Raw genomic sequence first — 24,749 nt, forward strand, 5'->3', positions numbered from 1 at the left:
CTTAACGGAGTGGCTGGCTCAATGTCTGGTAACCAGGGATGGTTTTTGTAAAAGTTTCCAGGCCATTCGCACCCAGGCCCAGACCATTCGACAAGCCCGTCAATTCCAGCTGGAAGAAGATCGGCGTCGAGACAGTCTTGTTCGTCGTCACGAAACGTTGCGCACCCATGCGGAACACCCAGCAGTCGCCCTTGTATTCCAGGCCGACCAGACTTTCCAGCATGCTGCGATTCTTCACCGAGTAACTGATGCGGCCGACACCATACAGCCGGTCCGTCAACGGCCATTGCGTCGACACTTCAGCATTGCGCCAACCAGAATCTCCACTCTGGAAACGATTGCCAAAATTCAATACTTTCTTGGCACCAGGCTGATATTGCAAGGTGTAGTTGTAACTCACCAACTGGCGATCGCTGGGATTGTACTGCACCAGACTGTCGACGGTCCAAGTCTCGGACACGCGGCCCGTCGCGGCCAGCAGGATATCCGAACGCGACTGGTTGACGGGCGTCGTCGAACTGAGCTGCACGCGCTGGTCGGCAAAATAGAAACGCTGGCCGAAAGTCAGGCGCATGCGTTCCGTGCCGTCCGATTGCAGGAAACGCGAGACGACGGCGGCCGTGACCTGGTTGGCGTCGCCGATGCGGTCGCTGCCGACAAAACGGTTTTCCGTGAAGATCTGTGTCAGGTTGAACGTACCGGCAGCCGTATCGAAGTTCGGAAACTGCGACTGGTCGCGGTAAGGCGTGTAGACGTAGAACAGGCGCGGCTCCAGGGTTTGCGTGCCACCCTTGGCGCCAAACAGATTCGTGTCGCGTTCAAACACCAGGCCGCTGTCGACGGAAAAAGTCGGCACGGCGCGCGTAAACGAAGTGTCCTTAAACAGCGCCTTGGTCCGAGCGTCATTGTCGAGCTGATACGCGCTGGCATTGAGCATCAGCTTGGGCGTGATGAAATAGCCAGGGCGCATGATGGGAAAACTCACCTGCGGCACGGCCACGAGACGCGAGCCTTGCACCTGGGTCGGGTGCGCGAAGCGCGTCGCTTCCGCGTCGAAGGTCCAGTCGAAACCGCCCCAGACGTCGTATTTGCCTGCGTGGAAATTCACCGCCGGCAAACGGTCGTACGGACGCGGCACGGCCAGATTGGGGTTGTTGACGGCATCCGGGTCTTGCAGCACCTGGTAATTCTGCACGCGCGCTGTCAGGCTCCAGTCCTCGGTGCGGTAATCGGTGCGCAATTCGCGCAGCAACTGGCGCTCGGTGGCGGTAGCGACCGTTTTCGAAAAATCGTTCGGGTAATTATTGTCCGATGCGTCGCGCAGATCCCAGCTGTAAGTCCATCCCTTGGCCAGCGCCTGCTCATGCTTGGACTTGATCATGTAGCGGTTGGTCTTGGTTTGCTTGTCGTTAGGCAAGAATTCAAACGACGTTTCACCACCGTACAAGCCGGCATCCGTCTCGCCCATGTAGCGGCCCGTCGCACCGAGCTGGATGCCGCGCCGCTGGATATAGCGCGGGAACAGGGTCAGGTCGCGGTTCGGCGCGATGTTCACGTAATACGGCATCAGCAGCTCGAAGCCGTTCTTCGAGGCAAAGCCCGGCGTGGGCGCCAGCCAGCCCGAGCGGCGCGCACCCGACAGCGAAAACGAAATGCCCGGCGTGCCCAGGATCGGCACGTCCTTGAAATAGATGATGGTCTTGCTGCCGGTGCCCACGTCGCGGCCCGTATCGAGGTTCAAGGTGCTCGATTTCAGGTACCAGTCCGGATTCGGCCCTTCGCAGGTACTGTACGTGCCGTCGATCACAGTGGCTTCGTCTGGATTGATGAAGTCGACGCGCTCGGCCTTGCCCTGGCCGCCGCCCACTTCGAAGCGGTAGGTCGGGTTGAGCAGGAAACCCTTGCCGGTCTCCATGTTCAGCTTCAGGACGTCGCCCGTGTAGTAATCGCCGAAACGCCACATCTTGATATGGCCCTCGGCGTCGAACTGATCTTCAACTTGTTTGTAACAAGCTGTATCGGCCGTCATTTTTGTGGTTTTTCCGCGCTCAATCACGACATTCTGGTCGAGATTGATCTCTCTTTCCGGTCGTCCGTTCATGCTGTTCGCCGTCATGACGGTGGGCGCGTCGGGATCTTCCACATGCACGGGACGCGGTGCTTTCTGGGCGTGGACAGGCACCGTCGTGGCGGCGACGAGCGCGCTGATGGCGAAAGCCCAGCGCTGCGAAGGGGGGGAGGCCGAAAACCAGCTCATGAATTGGAAGGGGCAAGCACCATTGACAGGCGATTTTTTGATTTGAATCCCTTATTATATGGGAATCTGCACCATCAACCCGATTCCACAGGCCGCTTAATGTCATTCTCCCCCAATTCCTCCGCCGCGCCGGCCTCCGCCGACGCTCGCCTGACCCTGTTGAAAGCCTGGTTGACCTCGCTTAACCTCGTCGCGCCCGAATCCGCCCGCCCCGCTTCCAGCGATGCCAGCTTCCGCCGCTACTATCGTCTCGATGTGCTGCCAGGCAACACAACATTGCCAGGAAGTACACTGATCGCCATGGATGCGCCGCCCGAGCGCGAAAACGTGCCCGCCTTTGTCAAGGTGGCCGGCTTGCTGAAAGGCGCCGGCGTGTCCGTGCCCGAGATCATCGCGCAAGACCTGGAGCAGGGCTTCCTGCTGCTCTCCGACCTGGGCACGACCACCTATCTCGACGCCCTGAACCACGACAACGCCAGCGTGCTGTACGCCGAAGCGCTGGAATCCTTGATGAAAATCCAGTTGGCCAGCCAACCCGACGTACTGCCCGAATTCGACCGCGCCTTCATCCTGCGCGAAATGAATCTGTTCCCGGAATGGTTTATCGGCAAGCACCTGGGCGCCACCTTGACGGATGTGCAACAAACCCAGCTGGACAAGGTCTTCGAAGCCATCACGGCGAACATCTTGTCGCAGCAGCAAGTATTCATGCACCGCGACTACCATTCGCGCAATCTGATGCACATCAACGATGGTTCCATCCCGAATCCCGGCATCCTCGATTTCCAGGACGCCGTCTTTGGCCCCGTCACCTACGACATCGCCTCGCTGCTGCGCGACGCGTATATCCAGTGGGATGAAGAACTGGTGCTCGACTGGGTGATCCGCTACTGGCAGCGCGCCAAACAGCTGGGCTTGCCAGTCAATCCGGACATCGACGCCTTCTACCGCGATTTCGAATTCACGGCACTGCAGCGCCACCTGAAAATCCTCGGCCTATTCGCGCGCCTGAATTACCGCGACGGCAAGGATCTGTACATGGGCGACCTGCCAACCGTGCTCGATTACGTGCGCAAGACAGCCAACCGCTACACGGAACTCAAGCCGCTGGTGCGTTTGCTCGATGCTCTCGAGAACAAAACGCCGCAAGTCGGCTATACATTCTAGGCACTTTCCCGCTGCGCGGCCTGTCCGCGCAGCCGACTTACCGATACTGAAAACGAATCCCCATGAAAGCCATGATCTTTGCCGCAGGCCGCGGTGAACGGATGCGTCCGCTTACCGATACCTGTCCCAAACCGCTGCTGAAAGTGCGCGGCCGTCCGCTGATCGTCTGGCATGTGCTGAACCTGGTGCGCGCCGGCATCACGGACATCGTCATCAACCATTCGCACCTGGGCCATTTGATCGAGGAGACCCTGGGCGACGGCAGCGCGTACGGCGCGCGCATCGCGTATTCGCCCGAGACCACGCCGCTGGAAACGGCGGGCGGCATCGCCCAGGCGCGCCACTTGCTGGGCGAGGAACCGTTCCTCGCCATTTCCGGCGACATCTATTGCCCGTATTTCGATTTCAAGCAGGTACTCGACGTGCTGGCCGACAAGGACGTGCTGGGCACGCCGTACCCGGCCGACCAGCGCGATATCGCCTGGGCCTATCTGGTGCCCAATCCCGACTTCCACCCGAAAGGCGACTTCGGCCTGACCTTGTTCGCGATCAACAATACGGACGACACCAAGTGGACCTTCGCCAATATCGGCGTGTACCGTCCTGAAATGTTCGACGGCATCGCGCCCGGCAGCCACGCCAAACTCGGCGATTTGCTGCGCCGGTATGCGGACCAGGGCCGCGTGGGCGGTGAAGTCTATACCGGCGAATGGACCAATGTGGGTACGCCAGCGCAACTCGATGTGCTCAATGGCGTGGCAGCGAAGGCGCCTGCCGCATGATGGCCAATTACGCGGCACGGCGCGCGGCGCTGCTGGCGCAGATGCTGCCGGGCAGCGTGGCCATTCTCGCCACGGCGCCCGAAGTGCCGCGCAACAGCGATTGCGATTATCCGTATCGCCATGACAGCTATTTCTATTACCTGAGCGGCTTTACGGAACCCGACAGCGCCGTGGCCCTGGTGGCCGCCAGCGCCACGGCGCCCGCGCGCACCATCCTGTTTTGCCGCGCCAAGAATACGGAGCGCGAAATCTGGGACGGTTTCCGCCATGGCCCCGAGGCGGCGCGCGCCACGTTCGGTTTTGACAGCGCCTTCCCCATCGAGGAACTCGACGTGGAAATGACGCGCCTGCTGGCCGACTCCCCCGCGATCTACTATGCGCTGGGCGGCAGCCTCGATGCACAGGTCAAGGTCTGGCGAAACAATGTGCGGCAAAAGGCCCGCAGCGGCGTCACGGCGCCCGCCATCGCGCATGACATCAACGGCATGCTCGACGCCATGCGCCTGCTGAAAGACACGGAAGAACAAAACCTGATGCGCCGCGCGGCCGCCATTTCCAGCGCAGCCCACGTGCGCGCCATGCGCGCCACGCGTCCCGGCATGCACGAATATGCGCTCGAAGCGGAGCTGCTGTACGAATTCCGACGCAGCGGCGCGCAGTTTCCCGCGTATTCCTCCATCGTGGCCGGTGGCGGCAACGCCTGCATCCTGCACTACAGCGCCAACAACGCGGTATTAAAAGACGGCGAGCTGGTATTGATCGACGCCGGCTGCGAACTCGATGGCTACGCCTCGGACATCACGCGCACCTGGCCCGTCAGCGGCCGTTTCAGCGGCCCGCAGCGGGCGCTGTATGAAGTGGTGCTGGCCGCGCAGCAGGCGTCGCTGGACATGGTACGCCCCGGCTTGCCGCACAGCGCCATCCACGAAGCGGCCGTGCAGGTACTGGCGCAGGGCATGCTGGACCTGGGTTTGCTGGACCGGCAAAAAAGCGGCAGCGTGCAGGACGTCATCGCCGACAAGGCCTATATGCCCTTCTACATGCACGGCACCAGCCACTGGCTGGGCATGGACGTGCACGACGTGGGCGCCTACCGCGACACGGATACCCCCGGCAAGCCGTGGCGCGCGCTCGAAGCGGGCATGGTGCTGACGGTGGAACCGGGCATCTATGTGCGCCCCGGCGCGGGCGTGCCGGAGCCGTTCTGGCATACGGGCATCCGCATCGAAGACGATGTGCTGGTCACGCCGCAAGGCCATGAAGTCTTCAGCACGGCGCCCAAGAGCGTCGCTGAAATCGAACAACTGATGTCACAGGATTAACGCCGCCGCATGCATACACCGCCCACTTTCGATCTCGCCATCTGCGGCGCCGGCCCCGTCGGCATGGCGCTGGCCGCCTTGCTGGTACAGCGCGGCAGCCGCGCCGCCGGCATCGTCCTGCTCGACGCCAAATCCATCGAACAGGCGAGGCGCGATCCGCGCACCATCGCCCTGTCGCACGGCAGCCGCCAGATTCTCGAGGAAGCGGGCGCCTGGCCCGTGGAAGCGACGCCCATCCATCAAATCCACGTCTCGCGCCGCGGCCAGTTCGGGCGCAGCCTGATGGACCGCAGCGAACATGGCGTCGAGGCGCTCGGCTACGTGGCCCGTTACGGCGCCGTCGTCAGTTCGCTGGCCGACGTGTGCGAGCGCCTTGGCGTGGCCAGCCTGCGCCCGGCGCTGGTGACGGGCAGCGTGGAAGACGCCGATGGCGTGAGCGTGCAGATCGACCAGGCGGGCGCCGCGTCGAGCTTGCGCGCCAGCCTGCTGGTGCAAGCCGAGGGCGGCCTGTTCGGCCAGCAGCCGGAACGGGCCGTCAGCCGCGATTATGGCCAGAGCGCCATCATCGCCCATGTGCGCACAAGCAGCCCCATCGCCCACCGCGCGTATGAGCGCTTCACCGACGAAGGCCCGCTGGCCCTGCTGCCGCAGGACGACGGCTACGCGCTCGTGTGGTGCGTGCCGCCCACGCGTGCAGAACAATTGCTGGCGCTGGACGACGCTGCCTTTCTGGCCCGCCTGGGCGCCGCCTTCGGCAGTCGCCTGGGACGCTTTACGCACACGACGGCGCGCCTGGCCTATCCGCTGGGCTTGAACGCGCAGGCGAACGGCACGGCGCGCACGGTCGCCATCGGCAATGCGGCGCAAACCCTGCACCCGGTGGCGGGACAGGGCTTGAACCTGGGCTTGCGCGACGCCGCCGTGCTGGCCCGCGTGCTGGCGCAGGACGGCAGTCCGGCCGGGCTGGAACGCTACGCCAACCTGCGCCAGACCGACCGGGGGCTGACCGTGCGCGTCACCGACACCATGGCGCGCATCTTCACGGGCAGCGCCCCCACGCAAGGCTTGCTGGGCCTGTCGCTGGGTTTGCTGGACGCATTCCCCCCAGCACGCAAGGCATTGGCTGGGCTGATGATGTACGGCCGCCGCTAAGGCTTAACAATAAGGAAAGAGCTGGGGCGAAAAAGAAACAGGGAACATATCCGGCATGGAATAAACGGCCCGCGGATGCGACAATGGCTGTCACCTGGCTTTTGGCGACCGTTCCATGACAGATGTATTGCCCGCAGCACCGCCTGCCGCTCTTCCCGAAGTGCTCTTTTCCCGCCTGCTGGAAGACGCCCTCGACGCCGTCATCATCATCGACGAGCATTGCCGCATCCGCTATATCAATGGCGCCATGCAGGCATTGTCGGGCTATGCGAGCGGGGAATTGCTGGGCCAGACCTTGAACGGCCTGCTGCCAGACGCCGTCGGCGCGCAGCACGACAATCACGTGATCAATTACATCCGCAGCTCGCGCACGTCCAGCGTGCTGGGCAAGATACGCGAATTCGCCATCCGCCACCGCGACACGCAGATGATCCCCATCGAAATGAAGGCGATGGACCTGGGCGTGGTCGACGGCATCCGCTATTTCGGCGCCTTCTTGCTCGACGTGCGCGAACGGCGCGAACTGGCGGCCAAAAACGCCAGCCTGCTGGCGCAGCTGGAACAGCAGGCGCTGCACGATGCGCTGACGTCGCTGCCGAACCGGCGCGCGTATGAAGCGCAAGCCGAGCAGGCGATGGCGCGCGCGGCGCGCAGCGGCGCCGCCCTGACCGTGGGCGTGGCCGACCTCGACCATTTCAAGAAGATCAACGACCGCTACGGCCATGCCGTGGGCGACGCCGTACTGCGCACGGTGGCGCAGGCCCTGCGCGACACGGGACGCATCACCGACGTGGCGGCGCGCCTCGGTGGCGAAGAATTCGGCCTGCTGTTCCCCGACGCCAGCCTGCAGCAGGCGCATAGGGTGGCCGAACGCATCCGCGCCGCCGTGGCCGCCGCCATCACGCCGTTGCCCGATGGCGGCGAACTGCAGGTGACCATCAGCATCGGCGTGGCCTCCCTGACGGCCGGCGCCACGCTGGATGCGGCCATGTCCGATGCCGACAAGGCTCTGTATGCGGCCAAGCACCAGGGCCGCAACAAGGTCGTGGCGGCCCAATAAAAACGGCCCGCGCAAGGCGGGCCGTCCGGTCGCTGCAAGCCGTGCTTATTCGACGGCTTTGAGCATATCCTCGATCACCTTCTTCGCATCGCCAAACACCATCATCGTGTTCGGCTGGTAGAACAGGTCGTTGTCCAGGCCCGCATAGCCGGACGCCATCGAGCGCTTGTTGACGATGATGCTCTTGGCTTTATACGCTTCCAGGATCGGCATGCCGGCGATCGGCGATTTCGGGTCCTTCGCCGCCGGGTTGACGACGTCGTTCGCGCCCAGCACCAGCACCACGTCCGTCTGGCCGAATTCGCCGTTGATGTCTTCCATCTCGAAGACCTGGTCGTACGGCACTTCCGCCTCGGCCAGCAGCACGTTCATGTGGCCCGGCATGCGCCCCGCCACCGGGTGGATCGCATACTTGACGGTGATGCCCTTGTGCGTGAGCTTTTCCACCAGTTCCTTGAGCGAGTGCTGCGCGCGCGCCACGGCCAGGCCGTAGCCGGGCACGATGATGACGGTTTCCGCATTGCTCATGATGAAGGCGGCATCGTCGGCCGAACCCGATTTCACGGGCCGCTGCTCCTGCGCACCGGCCGCGCCGGCCGCTGGCGCATCGCCGCCGAAGCCGCCGAGGATGACGTTGAAGAACGAGCGGTTCATCGCCTTGCACATGATGTACGACAGGATCGCGCCAGACGATCCCACGAGCGAACCGGCGATGATCAGCATCGAGTTATTCAGCGAAAAGCCGATGCCGGCCGCGGCCCAGCCCGAGTAGCTGTTGAGCATCGACACCACCACCGGCATGTCGGCGCCGCCGATGGGAATGATGATCAGCACGCCCAGCGCAAAGGCGATCAGGGCCATGACGATGAACGGCGTCCATGCCGGTTCGACGCCATCGGCGAAGCAGAACGCCAGGCCCAGTCCCACCATCACCAGCGCCAGCACGAGGTTGAGCATGTGCTGGCCCTTGAAGCTGACGGGCGCGCCCTGGAACAGACGGAACTTGTATTTGCCCGACAACTTGCCGAAGGCGATCACGGAACCGGAGAACGTGATGGCGCCGACAAAAGTGCCGATGAACAGTTCGAAGCGGTTACCGATGGGCAGCGCCTCGCCATGCTTGGCGATATTGAAGGCCCACGGCTCCGACACGGCCGCCACGGCGATGCACACTGCCGCCAGGCCGATCAGCGAGTGCATGGCCGCCACCAGTTCCGGCATCTTCGTCATTTCCACGGTTTTCGCCAGGTAGGCGCCGATGGCGCCGCCCGTGACGATGCCGATGATGACGAGGGTCAGGCCCATGCCGCCCGTCTGCTGCTCCTTCAGTTTCAGGATCAGTGCCACGGTGGTGACGGCGGCAATGGCCATGCCGCTCATGCCAAAGGCATTGCCGCGGCGCGCCGTCGATGGCGACGACAGGCCTTTCAGGGCCTGGATGAAGCACACCGAGGCGATCAGGTACATCATCGTCACCAGGTTCATGGTGACGAAGCTCATGGCGTGACTCATTCTTTTGCTCCTTGCTTGGCCTTCGGTTCTTTTTTACGGAACATCTCGAGCATGCGCTGCGTGACGAGGAAGCCGCCGAACACGTTGACGGCGGCCAGCGCCACGGCCAGGGTGCCGGCCACTTGCGCCAGCGGGCCATCGGTCAGGCCGGCCGCCAGCATGGCGCCGACGATGATGATGGCGGAAATGGCATTGGTGACGGCCATCAGCGGCGTATGCAGCGCCGGCGTGACGGTCCAGACGACGTGGTAGCCGACATAAATGGCCAGCACGAAGATGATCAGGTTGGTGATGGTATGACTGATTTCCATGATGTTGTTCTCTCCGGTGCCGCGTTATTTACGTAAGATTTCGCTGCCTGCGCAAACCAGGCTGGCCTTGATGATTTCATCCTCGCGGTCGATCAGCAATTGATCGTCCTTGTCGATGATGAGCTTCAAGAAGTCCAGCACGTTGCGCGCATACAGGGCCGAAGCGTCGGCCGCCACCAGGGTGGCCAGGTTCGGCTCGCCCACGATGTGGACGCCGTGCTTGACCACCGTCTTGCCCAGTTCCGACAGCGGGCAATTGCCGCCCTGCTCGACGGCCAGGTCGACGATGACGGAGCCCGGTTTCATGGCTTTCACCGTTTCTTCGGAAATCAGCACGGGCGCGGCGCGGCCGGGAATCAGCGCGGTGGTGATGATGATGTCGGCCAGTTTCGCCCGTTCGTGCACGAGTTCGGCCTGGCGGCGCATCCAGTCGGCTGGCATGGCGCGCGCATAGCCGCCCGAACCCTTGGCGATCTCTTTTTCTTCATCGGTGAGGAAAGGCACGTCGAGGAACTTGGCGCCCAGGGACTCGACTTGTTCCTTCACAGGTGGGCGCACGTCGGACGCTTCGATGACGGCGCCCAGGCGCTTGGCCGTGGCGATCGCCTGCAGTCCTGCCACGCCCACGCCCATGATCAGCACGCGGGCCGCCTTGACGGTGCCGGCCGCCGTCATCAGCATCGGCATGAAGCGCTGATAGGTATTCGCGGCCACCAGCACGGCCTTGTAGCCGGCGATGTTCGCCTGCGAGGACAGCACGTCCATCGACTGCGCGCGCGTGATGCGCGGCACGGCTTCCAGGGCGAAGGCGGACAGGCCGGCCGTGGCCATGGCGGCGATATTGTCGGCGTCAAACGGGTTGAGCATGCCGATCAGGACCGTGCCGCTGGCCATCAGGGCCCGTTCATCGGCATCGGGCGCGCGCACCTTGAGCACGATGGCGCAGCCATAGGCTTCCTGGGCGGTGCCGATCTGCGCGCCGGCGGCGGCATAGGCGTCGTCGGGAATCGAGGCTTGCAGGCCCGCTCCGGACTGCACGACGACTTGATGCTTGGCTGCCAGCTTCTTGACTGTCTCGGGCGTTGCCGCCACCCGCGTTTCACCAGGCCGTGTTTCGGCCGGTATGCCTATCCTCATGATGCCTCCGCTAATTGATAAACTGACTAGAATCTAACACGGAAAGCAGCGCGTTAAACGTTTGTGAAGCAGCAACTTTTAGTCGTACGACACTAATTTACCCGTAATACCAATCCTTGTTCCGCCATGCGGTATGGCGACCATATTGTGGGAAAGGTGTGTCAATCTCACCACAGTCGAGCACGCGTACGCGCTTGTTTTGACCACAGGGAAAGCCTATATTAGCGGGCGCTTGCTACCCTCTTGCCGACTAAGCCCCCATGCTAGTGCGCTCCCCGGGACAGACGTAAGTACCTCCCACCGCTATTTGCTAAAACGTTGTCATTTATCAATATGTCCGCGCAACAAAAGGCCGGCTTCAAACCGCGCGCGCAGAACAAGATAAAATGTCGGCTCTTTCAAGGATGGAATCATGCCGAGAATCTGGAAACCCTCTGTCACCGTTGCCGCCATCGTCGAACGCGACGGCCTGTTTTTACTGATTGAAGAAGAGACCAGCGAAGGCATCAAGATCAATCAACCGGCCGGCCACCTCGACCCGTTCGAGTCGCTGGAGCAGGCGGTGATCCGCGAAACGCTGGAAGAAGCGGCTTACGATTTCATCCCCACGGCACTGGTCGGCATGTACATGTCGCGCTATCAGTCGTTGCGCACGGGCGAGGACGTGACCTATCTGCGCTTCACCTTTTGCGGCACGGCCGGCGCCGAGCATGACCGCCCGCTGGACGAAGGCATCATCCGCACCTTGTGGATGACGCGCGACGAGCTGGCCGCGTGCCAGGAGCGCCACCGCAGCCCGCTGGTGCTGCAGTGCGTGGACGAATACCTGGCTGGCAGGCGCGCGCCGCTGGCCCTGCTGCACACGCATGCGTCCGTTTTCAATAGCGCATAGCAACATTATCTAAAGTACACTGGAAAGCAAGATGAGCAAGAAGAAAGTCGTTATCGGCATGTCGGGCGGGGTCGATTCCTCGGTCGCGGCATGGATGCTGAAGGAACAAGGCTATGAAGTCATCGGCCTGTTCATGAAAAACTGGGAAGATGACGACGATTCGGAATACTGCTCCACGCGCCAGGACTGGATCGACGCGGCCAGCGTGGCCGACGTCATCGGCGTCGATATCGAAGCCGTCAATTTCGCCTCCGAATACAAGGACCGTGTGTTCGCCGATTTCCTGCGCGAATACCAGGCCGGCCGCACGCCGAACCCGGACGTGCTGTGCAACGCCGAAATCAAATTCAAGGCCTTCCTTGACCACGCCATGACCCTGGGCGCCGACCTGATCGCCACCGGCCACTATGCGCGCGTGCGCCAGGCGCCGACCGACGCAGGCCGTTATGAACTGCTCAAGGCAGTCGACGCCAGCAAGGACCAGAGCTACTTCCTGCACCGGCTGAACCAGGCGCAGTTGTCGAAAACCCTGTTTCCGCTCGGTGAAATCCCGAAAACGGAAGTACGCAAGATCGCTGAAAAACTGGCGCTGCCGAACGCGCAGAAGAAGGATTCGACGGGCATCTGTTTCATCGGCGAGCGCCCGTTCCGCGAATTTTTGAACCGCTACCTGTCGTACAAGCCGGGTCCGATGAAAACGGCCGACGGCAAGACCGTGGGCGAACATGTGGGACTGAGTTTTTATACCCTGGGCCAGCGCAAGGGCATCGGCATCGGCGGCGTGAAGTCGTACCAGAACGCGGACGGTAGCAGCGACGCCTGGTATGTGGCGCGCAAGGATATCGCCAACAACACCCTGTGGGTAGTGCAGGGTCATGACCATCCATGGCTGCTGTCGCCGGCCTTGACGGCCGACCAGGCCAGCTGGGTCGCCGGCACGGCGCCGCAGGCGGGCGCCTTGAGCGCCAAGACGCGCTACCGCCAGGCCGACGTGGCTTGCCAGCTGCTGCCGGATGGGAATGAACACTTCGGCCTGGCCTTCGACCAGGCGCAATGGGCCGTCACGCCTGGCCAGTCGGCCGTGCTGTACGACGGCGACGTGTGCCTCGGCGGCGGCATCATCGCCAGCGCGACGGGCCTGGCTGGCGTCTAACTATTGCCTTGCGCGGCGGCGGCCAAAGCCTGCTGCTTGCGCACCATGGCAATCACCGTATTGCGCACGGTTTTCAGGACCGTGTCGGCCATGAACGGTTTCACGATGAAGCCCGACACGCCCATGGCGAGGGCCGCCTGCAGCGAGGCGGCGTCGATGCCGCCCGAGACCATGAAAATGAGCGTCTTCGGATACTGGGCGCGGATGGTCTGCACCACATTGGTCCCGTCTTCCACCTGCTCGCGCGCGATGCAGACGAAATGCGGATGGTGCTTGACCAGCAGCGCCAGCCCCAGCGCGCTCGTATGCGTCTGCCCGCAGACATCGTAGCCGCCATCGGTCAGGACCGTGTTCAGCAGGCCGCGCGCCACGGCGCTGCTATCGATCAGGACTGTCTTTAACATCATGATTTACTTCCCTTGCTTGATTGTTCTTGCCTGGCGCTTTACTTTTCCCACACCAGCTTGTTCCAGGTGACACCCAAGGTCACGTCGGTCTTGAGTTCCACTAACTTTCTTGAAAGATACAGTATTTCCCGCTCTTTTCGCAGGCTTTCACCGAGCGCACCGGGCAAAATGCCCGCGCCGGCCATCACGGCGTCAATATTGCCGTAGGCGCGCAACAGTTTTGCGCCCGTCTTCAGGCCGATCTTCGACACGCCGGGGATGCTGTCGGTGACGTCGCCCATCAGCGCCAGCAGGTCGGGCAGCAGTTCCGGCGGCACGCCGAACTTTTTCTCGACCCAGGCGTGGTCGTGCCAGACGCCCTTGAAGTGGTCCCACACGAGCGCGCCGTGCGCGATCAGGCCATGCAAATCCTTGTCGGTGGTGGCGATGACAGCCGCGCCGCGCCCCTCGTGCAGCCAGCGCATGACGGCCGTGCCGATCACGTCGTCGGCCTCGACCTCGGGAATGCTGACCACGTGCATGCCGAAGCTGGCCAGGGTGGCGTAGAAGCCAGGCAAGGCGTCGCGCAGCACCTGCGGCATGGGCTGGCGCCCCTCGCGGTAACCGGCATACAGGGCGTGGCGCCAGGTCGGGCCGCCAAAGTCGAAGGCCGGCAGGATGTGCGTCGGCTCGTGGTCGTTGATGAGCGTGCGGAACGACGACAGCGCATGGCGCAGCGCGATCTCCGCCTTCAGGTCGGAATCGGGTTCAGGACTGGCTTCGTAGACGCGGCGTACGATATTCAAGCCGTCGATAGCGAGGAGTCTGGCCATGCGGTAAAGGGATACTGGTTGAATCGATCATTTTACCGTATGGAGCAAGCACTATTCCCCGCGAATTCCGCTTGGCAGGTTTTACGCGGCGTAACAACGCCTAACAAAACCGTAGCGAGCGGAAGTGAATTGTGGCTAAGAAGCGCAACCGTACTCAAGTACGGTGAGCATCGCAGGCCGCAAGTCGCGACGCGCAGTAGGTTTGGTTAGGCGTTCTCACTTGGCGAAATCGTAGGGCCCGCCCCGTTCGAGCGCCCGCTGATAGGCAGGCCGCGCATGGATGCGCTGCAGGAACGCCGTCAGCTTTGGCAGGCGCTCGTCGAGTCCGCCGCGCATGGCCGCCGCTTCCAGTGGAAAGCTCATCTGGATGTCGGCCGCCGTGAATTCATTGCCGGTAAACCATTTGCTGTTCTCCAGTTCCGCTTCCATGTAGGCCAGCTGGCTGTTGATATTGGGCAGGATAAAGCTGCTCTTGACCTTGCTGGCGATGCCGCGCGCGATCGGTTTGACGAAAAACGGCATCGGCGACGATTCGACCTTGTCGAACACCAGCTTCATCAGCAGCGGCGGCATGGCCGAGCCTTCCGCGAAATGCAGCCAGTAGGTCCAGCGCAGCTTCTCCGGCGTGCCCGCCGCCGGGATCAAGCGGCCATTGCCGTAGCGCTCAACCAAGTACTCGATGATGGCGCCCGATTCGGCGATGGTGTTGGCGCCGTCCGTGATCACGGGCGACTTGCCCAGCGGATGGACGGCCTTCAGCGAGGCGGGCGCCAGCATGGTTTTCGGGTCGCGCTGGTAGCGCTTGACCTCGTAATCGAGGCCCAGTTCCTCGAGCAGCCAGAGCACGCGCTGCGAGCGCGAATTGTTCAGATGATGGACGACGATCATGGTTTTCCCGTTAAGCGATGGTTGAGTTCCAGTATAGCCGGGACGGCCGGATCGGGGCGGCGCAAGGGAATCTGCAAAAAAATTGCGAAAAACAGTATTTTCAATTGATAACTTTTCAATCTTCCCTTATCTTGTTTTGTTTCCAATAAGTAAGGAAACCCCCTGTGGATTTCGACACCAACAACACCACGCCCAAGCGCGAAGCCATCACCTTCAGCGCCACGGGCAGCGAATACTTCCGTATCTGGATCGTCAACCTGCTGCTGAGCATCGTCACCCTGGGCATTTATTCCGCCTGGGCCAAGGTGCGCCGCAACCGCTATTTCTATTCCAGCACCCACCTGGCTGGCAGCAGCTTCGAATACCACGGCAATGCCGTCGCCATCCTGAAGGGCCGCATCGCGGCCGTCGTGCTGATCGGCGGCTACAACATCGCCTTCCAGATCTCGCCCATCATCGGCCTGATCATGCTCGTGCTGATGATGGCCGTGCTGCCATGGCTGGTGTGGAAAAGCCTGCAATTCAAGCTGTACAACACCAGCTACCGCGGCATCCGCTTCGGCTTTGACGGCAGCGCCAAAGAAGCCTACAAATACTTCCTGTGGCTGCCCATCCTGAACACCTTCACGGCTGGCCTGATGACGCCGTTCCTGCACCAGCGCCTGAAGCGCTTCCAGCACACGCAAAGCCGCTTCGGCAGCAGCAACTTCAGCTTCGACGCCTCGGTCGGCAGCTTCTACAAAACCTATTTGCTGTTCTTCGCCCTGCTGCTGGCCGGTTTCCTGGTCCTGATCTTTGTCGTCTTCGCCAGCGTCTTCGCCACGTTTGCCACCGATGCCAACGATGTCACCAAGGCCGGCAGCATCTTCGGCGCCGTGGCCGCCCTGTATGCCTGGGCCTTTATCGTGCTGCCGCTGTTCCTGACCATGATCCAGAACCTGATCTGGAACCACACGCGCCTGCAGCAGCACCAGTTCCAGTCGCAGCTGACGTGGGGCCGCACCACCTTCATCATGCTGACCAACCTGCTGGGCATCGTCGTCACGCTGGGCCTGTTTTCGCCATTCGCCCAGGTGCGCTGGCTGAAGTACCGCCTGGAAGCGACTTCGATGCTGGTGCACGGCAGCCTCGACGCCTTTGTCGCCGCCACCGGCGAGCAAGTGTCGGCCACGGGCGAAGGCATGGTCGACCTGCTGGACTTCGACCTGTCGCTGTAACATGACGCTCGACAATCAAGCACCGGGCGCGGCCCCCGTGCCCGCGCGCTATTTCGACGGCCAGACCTCGCGCCTGTACCACGTCACGCTCAGCGTGCGCGATGGCATGGCCGTGCTGGCCGGCGATATCGAACGCAGCTGTCCGCTGGGCGAGCTGCACGTGTCCGAACGCAGCAGCCATGCCGTGCGCAAGGTCAGCTTTCCCGACGGCGCCTATCTGGAGATCGCCGACCAGGCGGCCTTCAACGACATGCTGCATGACACGGGCCACCGCGATGGCTGGGTGGTGCGGCTGCAGCAAAGCTGGCGCGGCGCCCTGCTGGCCACGGTCGCCACCGTGCTGGCCCTGTGGCTCAGCTATCAGTACCTGCTGCCGGTCGTGGCGAAGGGCGTCGCGTATGCGATTCCCCAGTCCGTCGAGCGCCAGCTGGGCCAGGGCGTGCTCGATTTCCTCGACGAACACGTGTTTGAGGCAAGCAAGCTCGCTGACGCGCGCCAGCAAGCCTTGCGCGCCCGGTTCGCGCGCCTGGCCACGCCCGGCGACAGCACGCCCGAGCACCGCATCGTTTTCCGCAAGAGCAAGATCGGTCCGAACGCGTTCGCCCTGCCGTCCGGCGATATCGTGCTGACCGATGAAATGGTGGAACTGATGCCGGACGACGATGCCATCATGGGCGTGCTGGCGCATGAACTGGGGCATTTGCAGCAGCGCCACCTGACGCGCCGCCTGATCCAGACGTCGGCCGTGGGCGCCGGCGCGGCGCTGCTGTTCGGCGACGTGTCGACCGTGGTGGCGACCTTGCCGCCGCTGCTGCTGGACTTGAAGTATTCGCGCGACGTCGAGCGCGAGGCGGACGACTACGCGATCGCCATGCTGCGCCAGAACGCTATTCCACTGGAACACCTGGCGCAAGTGTTTGTCGCCCTGGGCAAGCTGGATCACGGCACGCCCTACCTGTCTAGCCATCCGGCCAGCGCAGAGCGTGTCGAGCGTATCCGCGCCGCACAGCGCTAAGTCTTCACGCGGCGTCCACCGGGCGCCGCTTTCTTTCCCTCCAGCACGTTCGGCGAATCGAAGGTAGACTCGGCTTTACCAGTCTGACTTCACCGGAGTGCCCATGCACCTAGTACCATTTCGCTACCTGACCTTCATTGCGACGGCAGCCATCTTTGTCCTGTCCCTGTTTTACTACGATCATTACTGGCTGCCCGTGCTGGCCGGTGCGCTGACCCTGGTCGGCATCAGCGACCTGCTGCAAACGAAGCGCGCCCTGCGCCGCAATTACCCCATCCTCGCGCATTTCCGCTTCTTTTTTGAGAGCATCCGCCCCGAAATCCGCCAGTATTTCCTGGAAAGCGACAGCGAAGCGACGCCGTTCTCGCGCAGCCAGCGCAGTATCGTCTACCAGCGCGCCAAGGAACAGACGGACAAGCGTCCGTTCGGCACCCAGCTCGACGTGTATGAAGCGGGCTATGAATGGATCAACCATTCCATCGCGCCCGCCAAGGTGACGGGCCACGATTTCCGCATCGAGATCGGCAACCATCCGGACTGCCGACGTGAAAAGCCGTATTCGGCCAGCGTCTTCAATATCTCGGCGATGAGCTTTGGCGCCCTGTCGGCCAACGCCATCCTGGCCCTGAACGGCGGCGCGCGCAGCGGCGGCTTCATGCACGACACGGGCGAAGGCAGCATCAGCCCCTACCACCGCGAAAACGGCGGCGACCTGGTGTGGGAAATCGGCTCCGGCTACTTCGGCTGCCGCAATCAGGACGGTACATTTTCGGAAGAACGCTTCATCGCCAACGCCAGCTCGGAGCAGGTGAAAATGATCGAGCTGAAAATGTCGCAGGGCGCCAAGCCGGGCCACGGCGGCGTGCTGCCCGGGCCGAAAGTGACGATCGAGATCGCCACCACGCGCGGCGTGATGGTGGGCGAGGATTGCGTTTCGCCGGCCGCGCACAGCGCCTTTTCCACGCCGCTGGAAATGCTGCACTTCATCGACCGCCTGCGCACGCTCTCCGGCGGCAAGCCGACGGGCTTCAAGCTGGCCATCGGCCATCCGTGGGAGTTCTTCGCCATCGTCAAAGCCATGCTGGAAACGGGCATCACGCCCGACTTCATCGTCGTCGACGGCAGCGAAGGGGGCACGGGCGCCGCGCCCCTGGAATTCACGGACCATGTGGGCACGCCGCTGCAGGAAGCACTGGTACTCGTGCATAACACCCTCGTGGGCGCCAACCTGCGCGCGAAGGTCAAGATCGGCTGCTCGGGCAAGATCATCACGGCCTTCGACATCGCCCGCTTGCTGGCGCTGGGCGCCGACTGGTGCAATTCGGCGCGCGGCTTCATGTTCGCGCTGGGCTGCATCCAGTCGCAAAGCTGCCACACGGACCGCTGCCCCACGGGCGTGGCCACGCAAGACCCGCAGCGCCAGCGCGCGCTGGTGGTGTCCGACAAGATCGCCCGCGTGGCGCACTTCCACCAGAACACCATGAAGGCGCTGGCCGAACTGATCGCCGCCGCCGGCCTGGCGCACCCGCAGGAATTGCGTCCGCACCACCTGGTGCGCCGCATTTCGCCGAACCAGGTGAAACTGGCGTCGGCCCTGCTGCCGTTCCTGGAAGCGGGCCAGCTGCTCGACCCGAGCCAGCTGCCGCAACTGCCGCCCGTGTTCGGCCTGTACTGGCCGAAGGCGCAATCGGCTTCGTTCCAGCGCCTCGATTGATACGGCCTTTGCGCAAGTGAAGCAATACCACTTAATAACCACTTGCGCAAATATCTGAATCCAATACAATACCAAAAAAAGGCAGCTTTTCCGGTGATTGTCCAGATGCGTCACCAGGGGCCAGAATACGGACTTGTCGTCATCAGAATGAATACCGGAGGAGTTGCAGCATGGAACAGGGTTTGCGCGAGAAAATAGGACAGCTATTCATGGTGGGCTTCGACGCCCTGCAGGCGGACGAGCATATCAAGACCTTGATACGCGAAAAGAAGGTGGGCGGCGTGATCCTGTTCCGCCGCAACGTGCACACGCCCGCGCAAGTGTCGGCGCTGTGCCGCGAACTGCAGGAGATCAACGCGGAAGTGTCCGACACGCCGCTGCTGATCTCCATCGACCAGGAAGGCGGCATGGTGATGCGCATCGAACAGGGGGTCACGCCGATTCCCGCGGCGATGGCCTTCCAGGCGGCCGGCTCCATCGACGACTGCGAACGCATGAACCAGATCAGCGGCGATGAAATGCGCCAGGTGGGCATCAATATGCTGCTCGCGCCCGTGCTGGATGTGAACAACAACCGCAACAACCCCGTCATCGGCGTGCGCGCGTATGGCGAGGATGCCGCCACCGTCATCGACTACGGCATGGCAGCCATGCGCGGCCAGCGCGCCAGCGGCGTGGCCGTCACGGCCAAGCACTTCCCCGGCCACGGCGACACGGCCACCGACACGCATTACGCGATGGCCCTGGTCCCGCACGACAAGGAACGCCTGCGCGCCGTGGAACTGGCGCCGTTCCGCGCGGCCATTGCCGGCGGCGTCGATGCCATCATGACGGCGCACGTGGTCTTCCCCGCTTTCGAGGCCGACACCAGTGTGCCGGCCACCCTGTCGAAAGGCGTGCTGACGGACCTGCTGCGCGGCGAGTTGAAATACCAGGGCGTCGTCATCACCGACTGCCTGGAGATGGCGGCGATTGCCGACGGCATCGGCATCGCGCAGGGCGCCATCGCCACCTTGCAGGCTGGCGCCGACATCGTCCTCATTTCGCACCGCGAAGCGCAGCAGACGGCCGCCATCGATGCCGTCATCGCCGCCGTGGAGCGCGGCGACATTGCCATCGCCCGCATCGACGCGGCTTGCGCGCGCGTGGCGGAACTCAAGCGCAACCGCGCCGTGCGCGACTGGCGCGAACGCCCTGTCGCCCCGCCGGCGCTGATGCAGCCGGCCGCCATGGCCCTGTCGCAGCTGCTGCAAAAGGCCGCCTTGCGCGTGCAGGGCGACTACCGCCCGCTCGACGCCAGCCTGCCCGTGACCCTGCTGACGGTGGAAGTGCGCTCGCGCAGCGAAATCGACGAAGTGGCGCTGGGCCGCAACAAGGAAGCGCGCAGCTCGATGCTGCCGGCGCTGCTCGAAGCGGGCCTGGACGTACGCGAGTACGCCTTGTCGGCCGAGGCGCTGGAAGAAGAGGTCAATGCAGCCATCGCCTTTGCGCAAGGCGCGCGGCAGATCGTGCTGCAAACGTATAACGCCATGTTCGTCGACGGCCAGCGCCGCCTGGTGGACGCCCTGCCGCACGACAAGCTGTGGCTGGTGGCGGGCCGTTTGCCGTATGACCTGGACCTGGCGCCCGACGCGCAAGGCCGCCTGGCCGCCTTCGGCTGCCGCCCCGCCGCGCTGGTGCCGGTGGTCGACAAGCTGGCGGGCAAGGCGTAAGCGCAGCGCTGCAGACGTAAAAAAACCCGCATGCGCGGGTTTTTTTCATTCAGCTTGACGCAACGGGTGGCAGGGCCGCCACCGCCAGCAAGGCAAACGGACCGAGGAACAGGCCGATGCCGAACCAGAGTCCCCCGTGGCGGCCGCGCCGGCTGGCGAGCCGCCAGGTGGCGACCGCAAACAGAAACATGAAGATCAACAGTATCGCCATTGCCACTCCTTGCCATGCGGAAAGCTCAGTGTAGCCCACGGGCGCGCCCGTGGCTACTCCGGCGTTGACCCTAGCGCTGCACCTGCATCAGGATCACGCGCTTGCTGCTGCTGCCGTCGACCGGTGGCGTGGCTGACGGCGGCGGCGGGCTGTCGCAGGAGCCGCAGGAACCGCAGCCGCTGCCGCAACCGGGCGCCACCTTGAAGAAGGTCGACATCTTCGCCTCATCGAGGCCGCAGCGCACGAGGCCACGCACGATGGCGCGGCGCACGCCGGCCGGCAGGTACTTGGTCGAAAAATGCAGCAGCGCGGCTGCGACGATCAGGGCGACGATGAGGGTTTGCCACATGCTTTTCTCCTAAGCGCCCAGCATCAGGGCGATGCGGTACGTGATGAACGAGGCGGCATACGCCAGGGCGAACATGTAGCCGGCCATCAGCAGCGGATAGCGCCAGCCGCCCGTCTCGCGTTTCACCACGGAGAGGGTCGACAGGCACTGCGGCGCAAATACATACCAGGCCAGCAGGGACAGCGCCGTGGCCATCGACCACGAATGGGCGATCAGCGGCTCGAGCGTGGTGGCAAGCGCGTCGCCCGTTTGCGACAGCGCATACACGGTGCCCAAGGCGCCGACGGCCACTTCACGCGCCGCCATGCCCGGCACCAGCGCGATGCAGATCTGCCAGTTGAAACCGATCGGCGCGAAGATCACTTCCAGGCCGCGGCCCAGGATGCCGGCCAGGCTGTAATAGATCGGCGGGTGGATCGCGTTGTCCGGCGGGCCGGGGAAGGTGCTGAGGAACCACAGGATGATCATCAGGCTCAGGATGATGGTGCCGACGCGCGTGAGGAAGATCTTCGCGCGCTCCCACAGGCTGACGGCCAGGTTGCGCAAATGCGGCCAGTGGTAGGCCGGCAGTTCCAGCAGCAGCGGCTGGTTGCCGCGCACGCCCATGCTGCGCTTCATGACCCAGGCCACGGCCATGGCCGAGATGATGCCGGCAAAGTACAGGACGAACAGCACCAGGCCTTGCAGGCTCAAATAGCCCCACACCTGGCGTTCCGGAATGAAGGCGGCGATGATCAGCGCATACACGGGCAAGCGCGCCGAGCATGTCATCAGCGGCGCGATCATGATGGTGACGAGGCGGTCGCGCGGATTCTGGATGGTGCGCGCCGCCATCACGCCGGGAATGGCGCAGGCAAAGCTCGACAGCAGCGGGATGAAGGCGCGGCCCGACAGGCCCACGCCGCCCATCAGGCGGTCCAGCAAAAAGGCCGCGCGCGGCAGGTAGCCGCAGTCTTCCAGGCTCAGAATGAAGAAGAACAAAATCAGGATCTGCGGCAGGAAAACCAGCACGCTGCCGACGCCGCCGATGATGCCTTCCACCAGCAAGCTTTTCAGGTGGCCGTCAGGCATGTTCGCCGTCAGCACGGCGCCCAGATGGCCCACGCCATCGGTGATCATTTCCATCGGCGTGGCCGCCCAGGCAAACACGGCCTGGAAGATCAGGAACATCAGCACGGCCAGGATGATGGGGCCGAAGACGGGATGCAGCACCACGTCGTCGATCTTTTCCGTCAGGTTGCCGCTGTCGCGCGTGTCGTTGCTGACGGCGGCCAGGATGCGGCGCACTTCGCGCTGGGTTTCTTCGACGCTGACGGCATCGATGGCCGCCAGCGGTTTCGCTTCCACCACCGGCAGCGGCAGCATGGCGTCGATGGCGTCGAGCAGGGCTTTTTCGCCATCGTGCTGCACCGCGATGGTTTCCACCACGGGCATGCCCAGTTCCTGCGACAGCCTGGCCGTGTCGATGACCATGCCGCGCTTGCGCGCCACGTCCGTCATGTTCAGCGCCAGCAGCATGGGCAGGCCCAGGCGCTTGACTTCCAGCACCAGGCGCAAATTCAGGCGCAAATTGGTGGCGTCGACGACGCAGATGATGGCGTCCGGGCGCGGGTCGCCCTTCCGCAAGCCGCCCACTACGTCGCGCGTGATCGCTTCATCGGGCGTGGTGGCCGACAGGCTGTAGGCCCCCGGCAGGTCGAGCACGCGCACGGGCTTGCCGGCGGGCGACGTGAAATGGCCTTCCTTGCGCTCGATGGTGACGCCGGCGTAGTTCGCCACTTTCTGGCGCGCGCCCGTCAAACGGTTGAACAGGGCGGTCTTGCCGCAGTTCGGATTGCCCAGCAAGGCAATTTGTGGCTGATGCGGCGGCTTGTGCACGCCCGCATCGACGATTGTTTCGACAGCACCCATGGTCATTCCGGTTGAAGCAGCGGTTGAATCGTAATCAGCGCCGCTTCGAAGCGGCGCAGCGCGAACGTGGCATTGCCCACCTTGATGGCCAGCGGATCGCCGCCGGGAATGCCGCGCTTGAGCATGCGGATGCGTTCGCCGGGAACGAATCCCAGCTCCATCAGGCGGCGGACGAGGTCGACGCCGTCCTCCGTCTGTCCTGCCGTGTGGGGCGTGATATGCAACACCGTGCCGCTCTGGCCGACTGCCAGCGCGTCGAGCGTCATCATGGGTGGAACTAGAGTCATGAGCAAATTCCGTTCAAATTAAGAACACCGGGGACAGACTGCTGCGCGTGGCGCATCGTGTTTGACGTGGGTGTTGTGAGGTAAAACGCAACTGTTGCGCATTACCGACAAGCGGCCTTTCAAACTGTCCGGACGGCGACCGTCCGAGACAATACCAGCATTATAAACATGAATGCGAATAGTTTTTATTTAGCCCGGAGAGCCGCCCCCATCAAGGGCTGCACCATCCGAAAAAATGGCATATCGATGCGCCGCGCCAGGCCGCCAACTGCCGCACACTTGATCAAAATCGCTTGCATTGTCCCGCACTTTGCGCGACAATGAAACGTAATGATAATGATTCTCATTAAAACACTAGCAACAATGCTTCCAAGCACTAGTGTCTGTTCATCCTCCAGCCAGAAGGTGCATCAATGATTGTATGTGTCTGCAACAACATATCTGATCGTGAAATCCGTCAAGCCGTCGATCTTGGCCTGTCCAGCATGGCCGAACTGCGCCGCGACCTGGGCGTGGCCACCTGCTGCGGCAAATGCCACACCTGCGCACGGGAAGTGCTGAACGATCATCTGAACGCCACCGTGGCGCTGCAAGAAACCGTATTGATGCGAGCTGTACTGACAAACTAAGAAAGCGATGAATGCCATGACGATGATGCCCCCGCCCGTAACGGTGCAGGCCGTGCAGCAATTTGCCGACTTCGACAAGAAGCGCAACAAATTCGCGCCGCTGATGGCCATCGTCGTCCTGCATATCGCCGGCTTTTACGCCATCCAGAGCGGGCTCTTGAGTCGCGTCGTCACGGCGGCCATGCCGACCATCACGACCATCAGCATCATCGCCCCGCCGGCGCCGCCGAAACCACCGGCACCGTCCGTGCCGAAAACCGTGGAACTGAGCGCGCCCGTGCCGCGCGCCGTGATCCCGCCGCTGCCGCTGATCGCCGTGGCGCCAAGCGAACCGACGATCACGCCGCCGCAGCCGACGCGCGCCGAAGCGGCGCCTGTCGCCACCGCCGCACCAACAGCGCCAGCGGCACCATCGCCGACGCCACCGGCACCTTCGACACCGCGCACCGTCAGCAGCGTCGAATACATCAAGGCGCCGCAACTGATCTACCCGAATCTGTCGCGCCGCCTGGGCGAAAGCGGCACCGTCGTGCTGCGCATCCTGATCAATGAAAAAGGCTTGCCCGAGCAAATCCTGATCCAGAAATCGACCGGCTACAACAACCTCGATGAAGCGGGCCGTCAGGCCGCCCAGCGCGCGCTGTTCAAGCCGATGATCGAAAACGGCAAGCCCGTACCCGTCTACGTTTTAGTACCGCTGACCTTCCAACTGAGCTAGCCTTCCGGCGGCCCTTGGGCCGCTGCCAGCCCGCAAGCACCGCACCCTGTGCCCTGCTTGCTTTTTTGCGCCCGTTTTCGTCAAGCGATTTGCTTGTTTCAGTCTGCCAGCCTACATCCCCGGGCCAGGCAGAC

General features: G+C 63.1%; 24 protein-coding genes. 13 read left to right on the forward strand and 11 right to left on the reverse strand.

Annotated elements, in window-relative coordinates; genetic code table 11:
- Nucleotide 1: 1 nt before the first annotated feature.
- Nucleotides 2-2,257 carry an LPS-assembly protein LptD gene (locus tag OPV09_RS27725; RefSeq protein ID WP_338680004.1) on the reverse strand — a complete coding sequence of 752 codons (2,256 nt, stop codon included), beginning with the start codon at nucleotides 2,255-2,257 and terminating at the stop codon, nucleotides 2-4.
- 99 nt (nucleotides 2,258-2,356) lie between these two features.
- Between OPV09_RS27725 and OPV09_RS27730 the strand changes: the two genes are divergently transcribed.
- From OPV09_RS27730 to OPV09_RS27750, 5 genes are all read left to right on the forward strand, one after another.
- Nucleotides 2,357-3,424, forward strand: coding sequence for an aminoglycoside phosphotransferase family protein (locus tag OPV09_RS27730; RefSeq protein WP_070302866.1), 1,068 nt, complete (start codon nucleotides 2,357-2,359; stop codon nucleotides 3,422-3,424).
- 62 nt (nucleotides 3,425-3,486) lie between these two features.
- Nucleotides 3,487-4,206, forward strand: a complete 720-nt coding sequence (murU, locus tag OPV09_RS27735) for an N-acetylmuramate alpha-1-phosphate uridylyltransferase MurU (protein WP_338680007.1) — start codon at nucleotides 3,487-3,489, stop codon at nucleotides 4,204-4,206.
- Entirely contained in the window at nucleotides 4,206-5,528 is a 1,323-nt protein-coding gene (locus tag OPV09_RS27740; RefSeq protein ID WP_338682396.1) for an aminopeptidase P N-terminal domain-containing protein, read from the forward strand. Before murU ends, OPV09_RS27740 begins: the two co-directional genes overlap by 1 nt.
- Before the next feature lie 9 nt (nucleotides 5,529-5,537).
- Nucleotides 5,538-6,680 (forward strand): UbiH/UbiF/VisC/COQ6 family ubiquinone biosynthesis hydroxylase, encoded by a 1,143-nt coding sequence (locus tag OPV09_RS27745; RefSeq protein WP_338680008.1) that lies wholly within the window; start codon nucleotides 5,538-5,540, stop codon nucleotides 6,678-6,680.
- A gap of 115 nt (nucleotides 6,681-6,795) precedes the next feature.
- Nucleotides 6,796-7,740, forward strand: coding sequence for a GGDEF domain-containing protein (locus tag OPV09_RS27750; RefSeq protein ID WP_081368390.1), 945 nt, complete (start codon nucleotides 6,796-6,798; stop codon nucleotides 7,738-7,740).
- A 45-nt stretch (nucleotides 7,741-7,785) separates the two neighbouring features.
- On the opposite strand, the gene OPV09_RS27755 is transcribed toward OPV09_RS27750, so the two are convergent.
- From OPV09_RS27755 to OPV09_RS27765, 3 genes are read right to left on the reverse strand one after another with little or no spacing between them, the layout of a single operon-like run.
- Nucleotides 7,786-9,240, reverse strand: a complete 1,455-nt coding sequence (locus tag OPV09_RS27755) for an NAD(P)(+) transhydrogenase (Re/Si-specific) subunit beta (protein WP_314605639.1) — start codon at nucleotides 9,238-9,240, stop codon at nucleotides 7,786-7,788.
- 8 nt (nucleotides 9,241-9,248) lie between these two features.
- Nucleotides 9,249-9,563 (reverse strand): NAD(P) transhydrogenase subunit alpha, encoded by a 315-nt coding sequence (locus OPV09_RS27760; protein WP_034745644.1) that lies wholly within the window; start codon nucleotides 9,561-9,563, stop codon nucleotides 9,249-9,251.
- Between the two features lie 24 nt (nucleotides 9,564-9,587).
- Nucleotides 9,588-10,700 (reverse strand): Re/Si-specific NAD(P)(+) transhydrogenase subunit alpha, encoded by a 1,113-nt coding sequence (locus tag OPV09_RS27765; protein WP_034745641.1) that lies wholly within the window; start codon nucleotides 10,698-10,700, stop codon nucleotides 9,588-9,590.
- Nucleotides 10,701-11,112: 412 nt separating this feature from the next.
- On the opposite strand from OPV09_RS27765, the gene OPV09_RS27770 reads away from it, so the two are divergent.
- Both OPV09_RS27770 and mnmA read left to right on the forward strand, forming a co-directional pair.
- On the forward strand, nucleotides 11,113-11,592 hold the full coding sequence (locus OPV09_RS27770; RefSeq protein WP_034745637.1) for an NUDIX hydrolase: 480 nt from the start codon (nucleotides 11,113-11,115) through the stop codon (nucleotides 11,590-11,592).
- A 31-nt stretch (nucleotides 11,593-11,623) separates the two neighbouring features.
- The gene (gene mnmA / locus OPV09_RS27775; protein ID WP_034745634.1) at nucleotides 11,624-12,745 is read left to right on the forward strand and encodes a tRNA 2-thiouridine(34) synthase MnmA; all 1,122 of its coding nucleotides are present in this window, start codon (nucleotides 11,624-11,626) and stop codon (nucleotides 12,743-12,745) included.
- On the opposite strand, the gene OPV09_RS27780 is transcribed toward mnmA, so the two are convergent.
- The 3 genes from OPV09_RS27780 to OPV09_RS27790 form a co-directional block, all read right to left on the reverse strand.
- Nucleotides 12,742-13,149, reverse strand: coding sequence for a response regulator (locus OPV09_RS27780; RefSeq protein ID WP_034747616.1), 408 nt, complete (start codon nucleotides 13,147-13,149; stop codon nucleotides 12,742-12,744). The two genes, mnmA and OPV09_RS27780, sit on opposite strands and share 4 nt — an antisense overlap.
- A 41-nt stretch (nucleotides 13,150-13,190) precedes the next feature.
- Nucleotides 13,191-13,964, reverse strand: a complete 774-nt coding sequence (locus OPV09_RS27785; RefSeq protein ID WP_034745632.1) for a 5'-3' exonuclease — start codon at nucleotides 13,962-13,964, stop codon at nucleotides 13,191-13,193.
- Between the two features lie 216 nt (nucleotides 13,965-14,180).
- Nucleotides 14,181-14,852 (reverse strand): glutathione S-transferase family protein, encoded by a 672-nt coding sequence (locus tag OPV09_RS27790; protein ID WP_034745630.1) that lies wholly within the window; start codon nucleotides 14,850-14,852, stop codon nucleotides 14,181-14,183.
- Between the two features lie 164 nt (nucleotides 14,853-15,016).
- Between OPV09_RS27790 and OPV09_RS27795 the strand changes: the two genes are divergently transcribed.
- The 4 genes from OPV09_RS27795 (at nucleotide 15,017) to nagZ (ending at nucleotide 20,510) form a co-directional block, all read left to right on the forward strand.
- Nucleotides 15,017-16,069 (forward strand): YjgN family protein, encoded by a 1,053-nt coding sequence (locus OPV09_RS27795; RefSeq protein ID WP_072457273.1) that lies wholly within the window; start codon nucleotides 15,017-15,019, stop codon nucleotides 16,067-16,069.
- Between the two features lies 1 nt (nucleotide 16,070).
- On the forward strand, nucleotides 16,071-17,084 hold the full coding sequence (locus OPV09_RS27800) for a M48 family metallopeptidase (RefSeq protein ID WP_338680014.1): 1,014 nt from the start codon (nucleotides 16,071-16,073) through the stop codon (nucleotides 17,082-17,084).
- A gap of 103 nt (nucleotides 17,085-17,187) precedes the next feature.
- On the forward strand, nucleotides 17,188-18,798 hold the full coding sequence (locus OPV09_RS27805; RefSeq protein ID WP_338680015.1) for an FMN-binding glutamate synthase family protein: 1,611 nt from the start codon (nucleotides 17,188-17,190) through the stop codon (nucleotides 18,796-18,798).
- Nucleotides 18,799-18,968: 170 nt separating this feature from the next.
- Nucleotides 18,969-20,510 carry a beta-N-acetylhexosaminidase gene (gene nagZ / locus OPV09_RS27810; protein WP_338680017.1) on the forward strand — a complete coding sequence of 514 codons (1,542 nt, stop codon included), beginning with the start codon at nucleotides 18,969-18,971 and terminating at the stop codon, nucleotides 20,508-20,510.
- 49 nt (nucleotides 20,511-20,559) lie between these two features.
- Here the strand turns inward: nagZ and OPV09_RS27815 are convergent, their stop codons facing one another.
- The 4 genes from OPV09_RS27815 to OPV09_RS27830 form a co-directional block, all read right to left on the reverse strand.
- Nucleotides 20,560-20,721, reverse strand: coding sequence for a hypothetical protein (locus tag OPV09_RS27815; RefSeq protein WP_338680018.1), 162 nt, complete (start codon nucleotides 20,719-20,721; stop codon nucleotides 20,560-20,562).
- 70 nt (nucleotides 20,722-20,791) lie between these two features.
- Nucleotides 20,792-21,070, reverse strand: coding sequence for a hypothetical protein (locus OPV09_RS27820; RefSeq protein ID WP_338680020.1), 279 nt, complete (start codon nucleotides 21,068-21,070; stop codon nucleotides 20,792-20,794).
- Between the two features lie 9 nt (nucleotides 21,071-21,079).
- The gene (gene feoB, locus OPV09_RS27825; RefSeq protein ID WP_338680021.1) at nucleotides 21,080-22,981 is read right to left on the reverse strand and encodes a ferrous iron transporter B; all 1,902 of its coding nucleotides are present in this window, start codon (nucleotides 22,979-22,981) and stop codon (nucleotides 21,080-21,082) included.
- A 2-nt stretch (nucleotides 22,982-22,983) separates the two neighbouring features.
- A complete protein-coding gene (locus tag OPV09_RS27830; RefSeq protein WP_034745614.1) occupies nucleotides 22,984-23,268 on the reverse strand; it encodes a FeoA family protein in 285 nt (94 codons plus the stop codon).
- A 413-nt stretch (nucleotides 23,269-23,681) separates the two neighbouring features.
- On the opposite strand from OPV09_RS27830, the gene OPV09_RS27835 reads away from it, so the two are divergent.
- Both OPV09_RS27835 and OPV09_RS27840 read left to right on the forward strand, forming a co-directional pair.
- Nucleotides 23,682-23,897: a (2Fe-2S)-binding protein gene (locus tag OPV09_RS27835; RefSeq protein WP_034745611.1), complete on the forward strand. Its 216-nt coding sequence runs from the start codon at nucleotides 23,682-23,684 to the stop codon at nucleotides 23,895-23,897.
- Between the two features lie 16 nt (nucleotides 23,898-23,913).
- Nucleotides 23,914-24,615 carry an energy transducer TonB gene (locus OPV09_RS27840; protein WP_051990857.1) on the forward strand — a complete coding sequence of 234 codons (702 nt, stop codon included), beginning with the start codon at nucleotides 23,914-23,916 and terminating at the stop codon, nucleotides 24,613-24,615.
- Nucleotides 24,616-24,749: the final 134 nt, after the last annotated feature.

Origin of the sequence: Janthinobacterium sp. TB1-E2, from assembly GCF_036885605.1 — a bacterium.
Lineage (GTDB): Bacteria > Pseudomonadota > Gammaproteobacteria > Burkholderiales > Burkholderiaceae_D > Janthinobacterium > Janthinobacterium aestuarii.

Excerpts from the sequence above, each read along its gene's own strand:
- OPV09_RS27725 (WP_338680004.1), bottom strand. The coding sequence starts at position 2,257 with ATGAGCTGGTTTTCGGCCTCCCCCCCTTCGCAGCGCTGGGCTTTCGCC.
- OPV09_RS27730 (WP_070302866.1), top strand. The coding sequence starts at position 2,357 with ATGTCATTCTCCCCCAATTCCTCCGCCGCGCCGGCCTCCGCCGACGCT.
- murU (WP_338680007.1), top strand. The coding sequence starts at position 3,487 with ATGAAAGCCATGATCTTTGCCGCAGGCCGCGGTGAACGGATGCGTCCG.
- OPV09_RS27740 (WP_338682396.1), top strand. The coding sequence starts at position 4,206 with ATGGCCAATTACGCGGCACGGCGCGCGGCGCTGCTGGCGCAGATGCTG.
- OPV09_RS27745 (WP_338680008.1), top strand. The coding sequence starts at position 5,538 with ATGCATACACCGCCCACTTTCGATCTCGCCATCTGCGGCGCCGGCCCC.
- OPV09_RS27750 (WP_081368390.1), top strand. The coding sequence starts at position 6,796 with ATGACAGATGTATTGCCCGCAGCACCGCCTGCCGCTCTTCCCGAAGTG.
- OPV09_RS27755 (WP_314605639.1), bottom strand. The coding sequence starts at position 9,240 with ATGAGCTTCGTCACCATGAACCTGGTGACGATGATGTACCTGATCGCC.
- OPV09_RS27760 (WP_034745644.1), bottom strand. The coding sequence starts at position 9,563 with ATGGAAATCAGTCATACCATCACCAACCTGATCATCTTCGTGCTGGCC.
- OPV09_RS27765 (WP_034745641.1), bottom strand. The coding sequence starts at position 10,700 with ATGAGGATAGGCATACCGGCCGAAACACGGCCTGGTGAAACGCGGGTG.
- OPV09_RS27770 (WP_034745637.1), top strand. The coding sequence starts at position 11,113 with ATGCCGAGAATCTGGAAACCCTCTGTCACCGTTGCCGCCATCGTCGAA.
- mnmA (WP_034745634.1), top strand. The coding sequence starts at position 11,624 with ATGAGCAAGAAGAAAGTCGTTATCGGCATGTCGGGCGGGGTCGATTCC.
- OPV09_RS27780 (WP_034747616.1), bottom strand. The coding sequence starts at position 13,149 with ATGTTAAAGACAGTCCTGATCGATAGCAGCGCCGTGGCGCGCGGCCTG.
- OPV09_RS27785 (WP_034745632.1), bottom strand. The coding sequence starts at position 13,964 with ATGGCCAGACTCCTCGCTATCGACGGCTTGAATATCGTACGCCGCGTC.
- OPV09_RS27790 (WP_034745630.1), bottom strand. The coding sequence starts at position 14,852 with ATGATCGTCGTCCATCATCTGAACAATTCGCGCTCGCAGCGCGTGCTC.
- OPV09_RS27800 (WP_338680014.1), top strand. The coding sequence starts at position 16,071 with ATGACGCTCGACAATCAAGCACCGGGCGCGGCCCCCGTGCCCGCGCGC.
- OPV09_RS27805 (WP_338680015.1), top strand. The coding sequence starts at position 17,188 with ATGCACCTAGTACCATTTCGCTACCTGACCTTCATTGCGACGGCAGCC.
- nagZ (WP_338680017.1), top strand. The coding sequence starts at position 18,969 with ATGGAACAGGGTTTGCGCGAGAAAATAGGACAGCTATTCATGGTGGGC.
- OPV09_RS27815 (WP_338680018.1), bottom strand. The coding sequence starts at position 20,721 with ATGGCGATACTGTTGATCTTCATGTTTCTGTTTGCGGTCGCCACCTGG.
- OPV09_RS27820 (WP_338680020.1), bottom strand. The coding sequence starts at position 21,070 with ATGTGGCAAACCCTCATCGTCGCCCTGATCGTCGCAGCCGCGCTGCTG.
- feoB (WP_338680021.1), bottom strand. The coding sequence starts at position 22,981 with ATGGGTGCTGTCGAAACAATCGTCGATGCGGGCGTGCACAAGCCGCCG.
- OPV09_RS27830 (WP_034745614.1), bottom strand. The coding sequence starts at position 23,268 with ATGACTCTAGTTCCACCCATGATGACGCTCGACGCGCTGGCAGTCGGC.
- OPV09_RS27835 (WP_034745611.1), top strand. The coding sequence starts at position 23,682 with ATGATTGTATGTGTCTGCAACAACATATCTGATCGTGAAATCCGTCAA.
- OPV09_RS27840 (WP_051990857.1), top strand. The coding sequence starts at position 23,914 with ATGACGATGATGCCCCCGCCCGTAACGGTGCAGGCCGTGCAGCAATTT.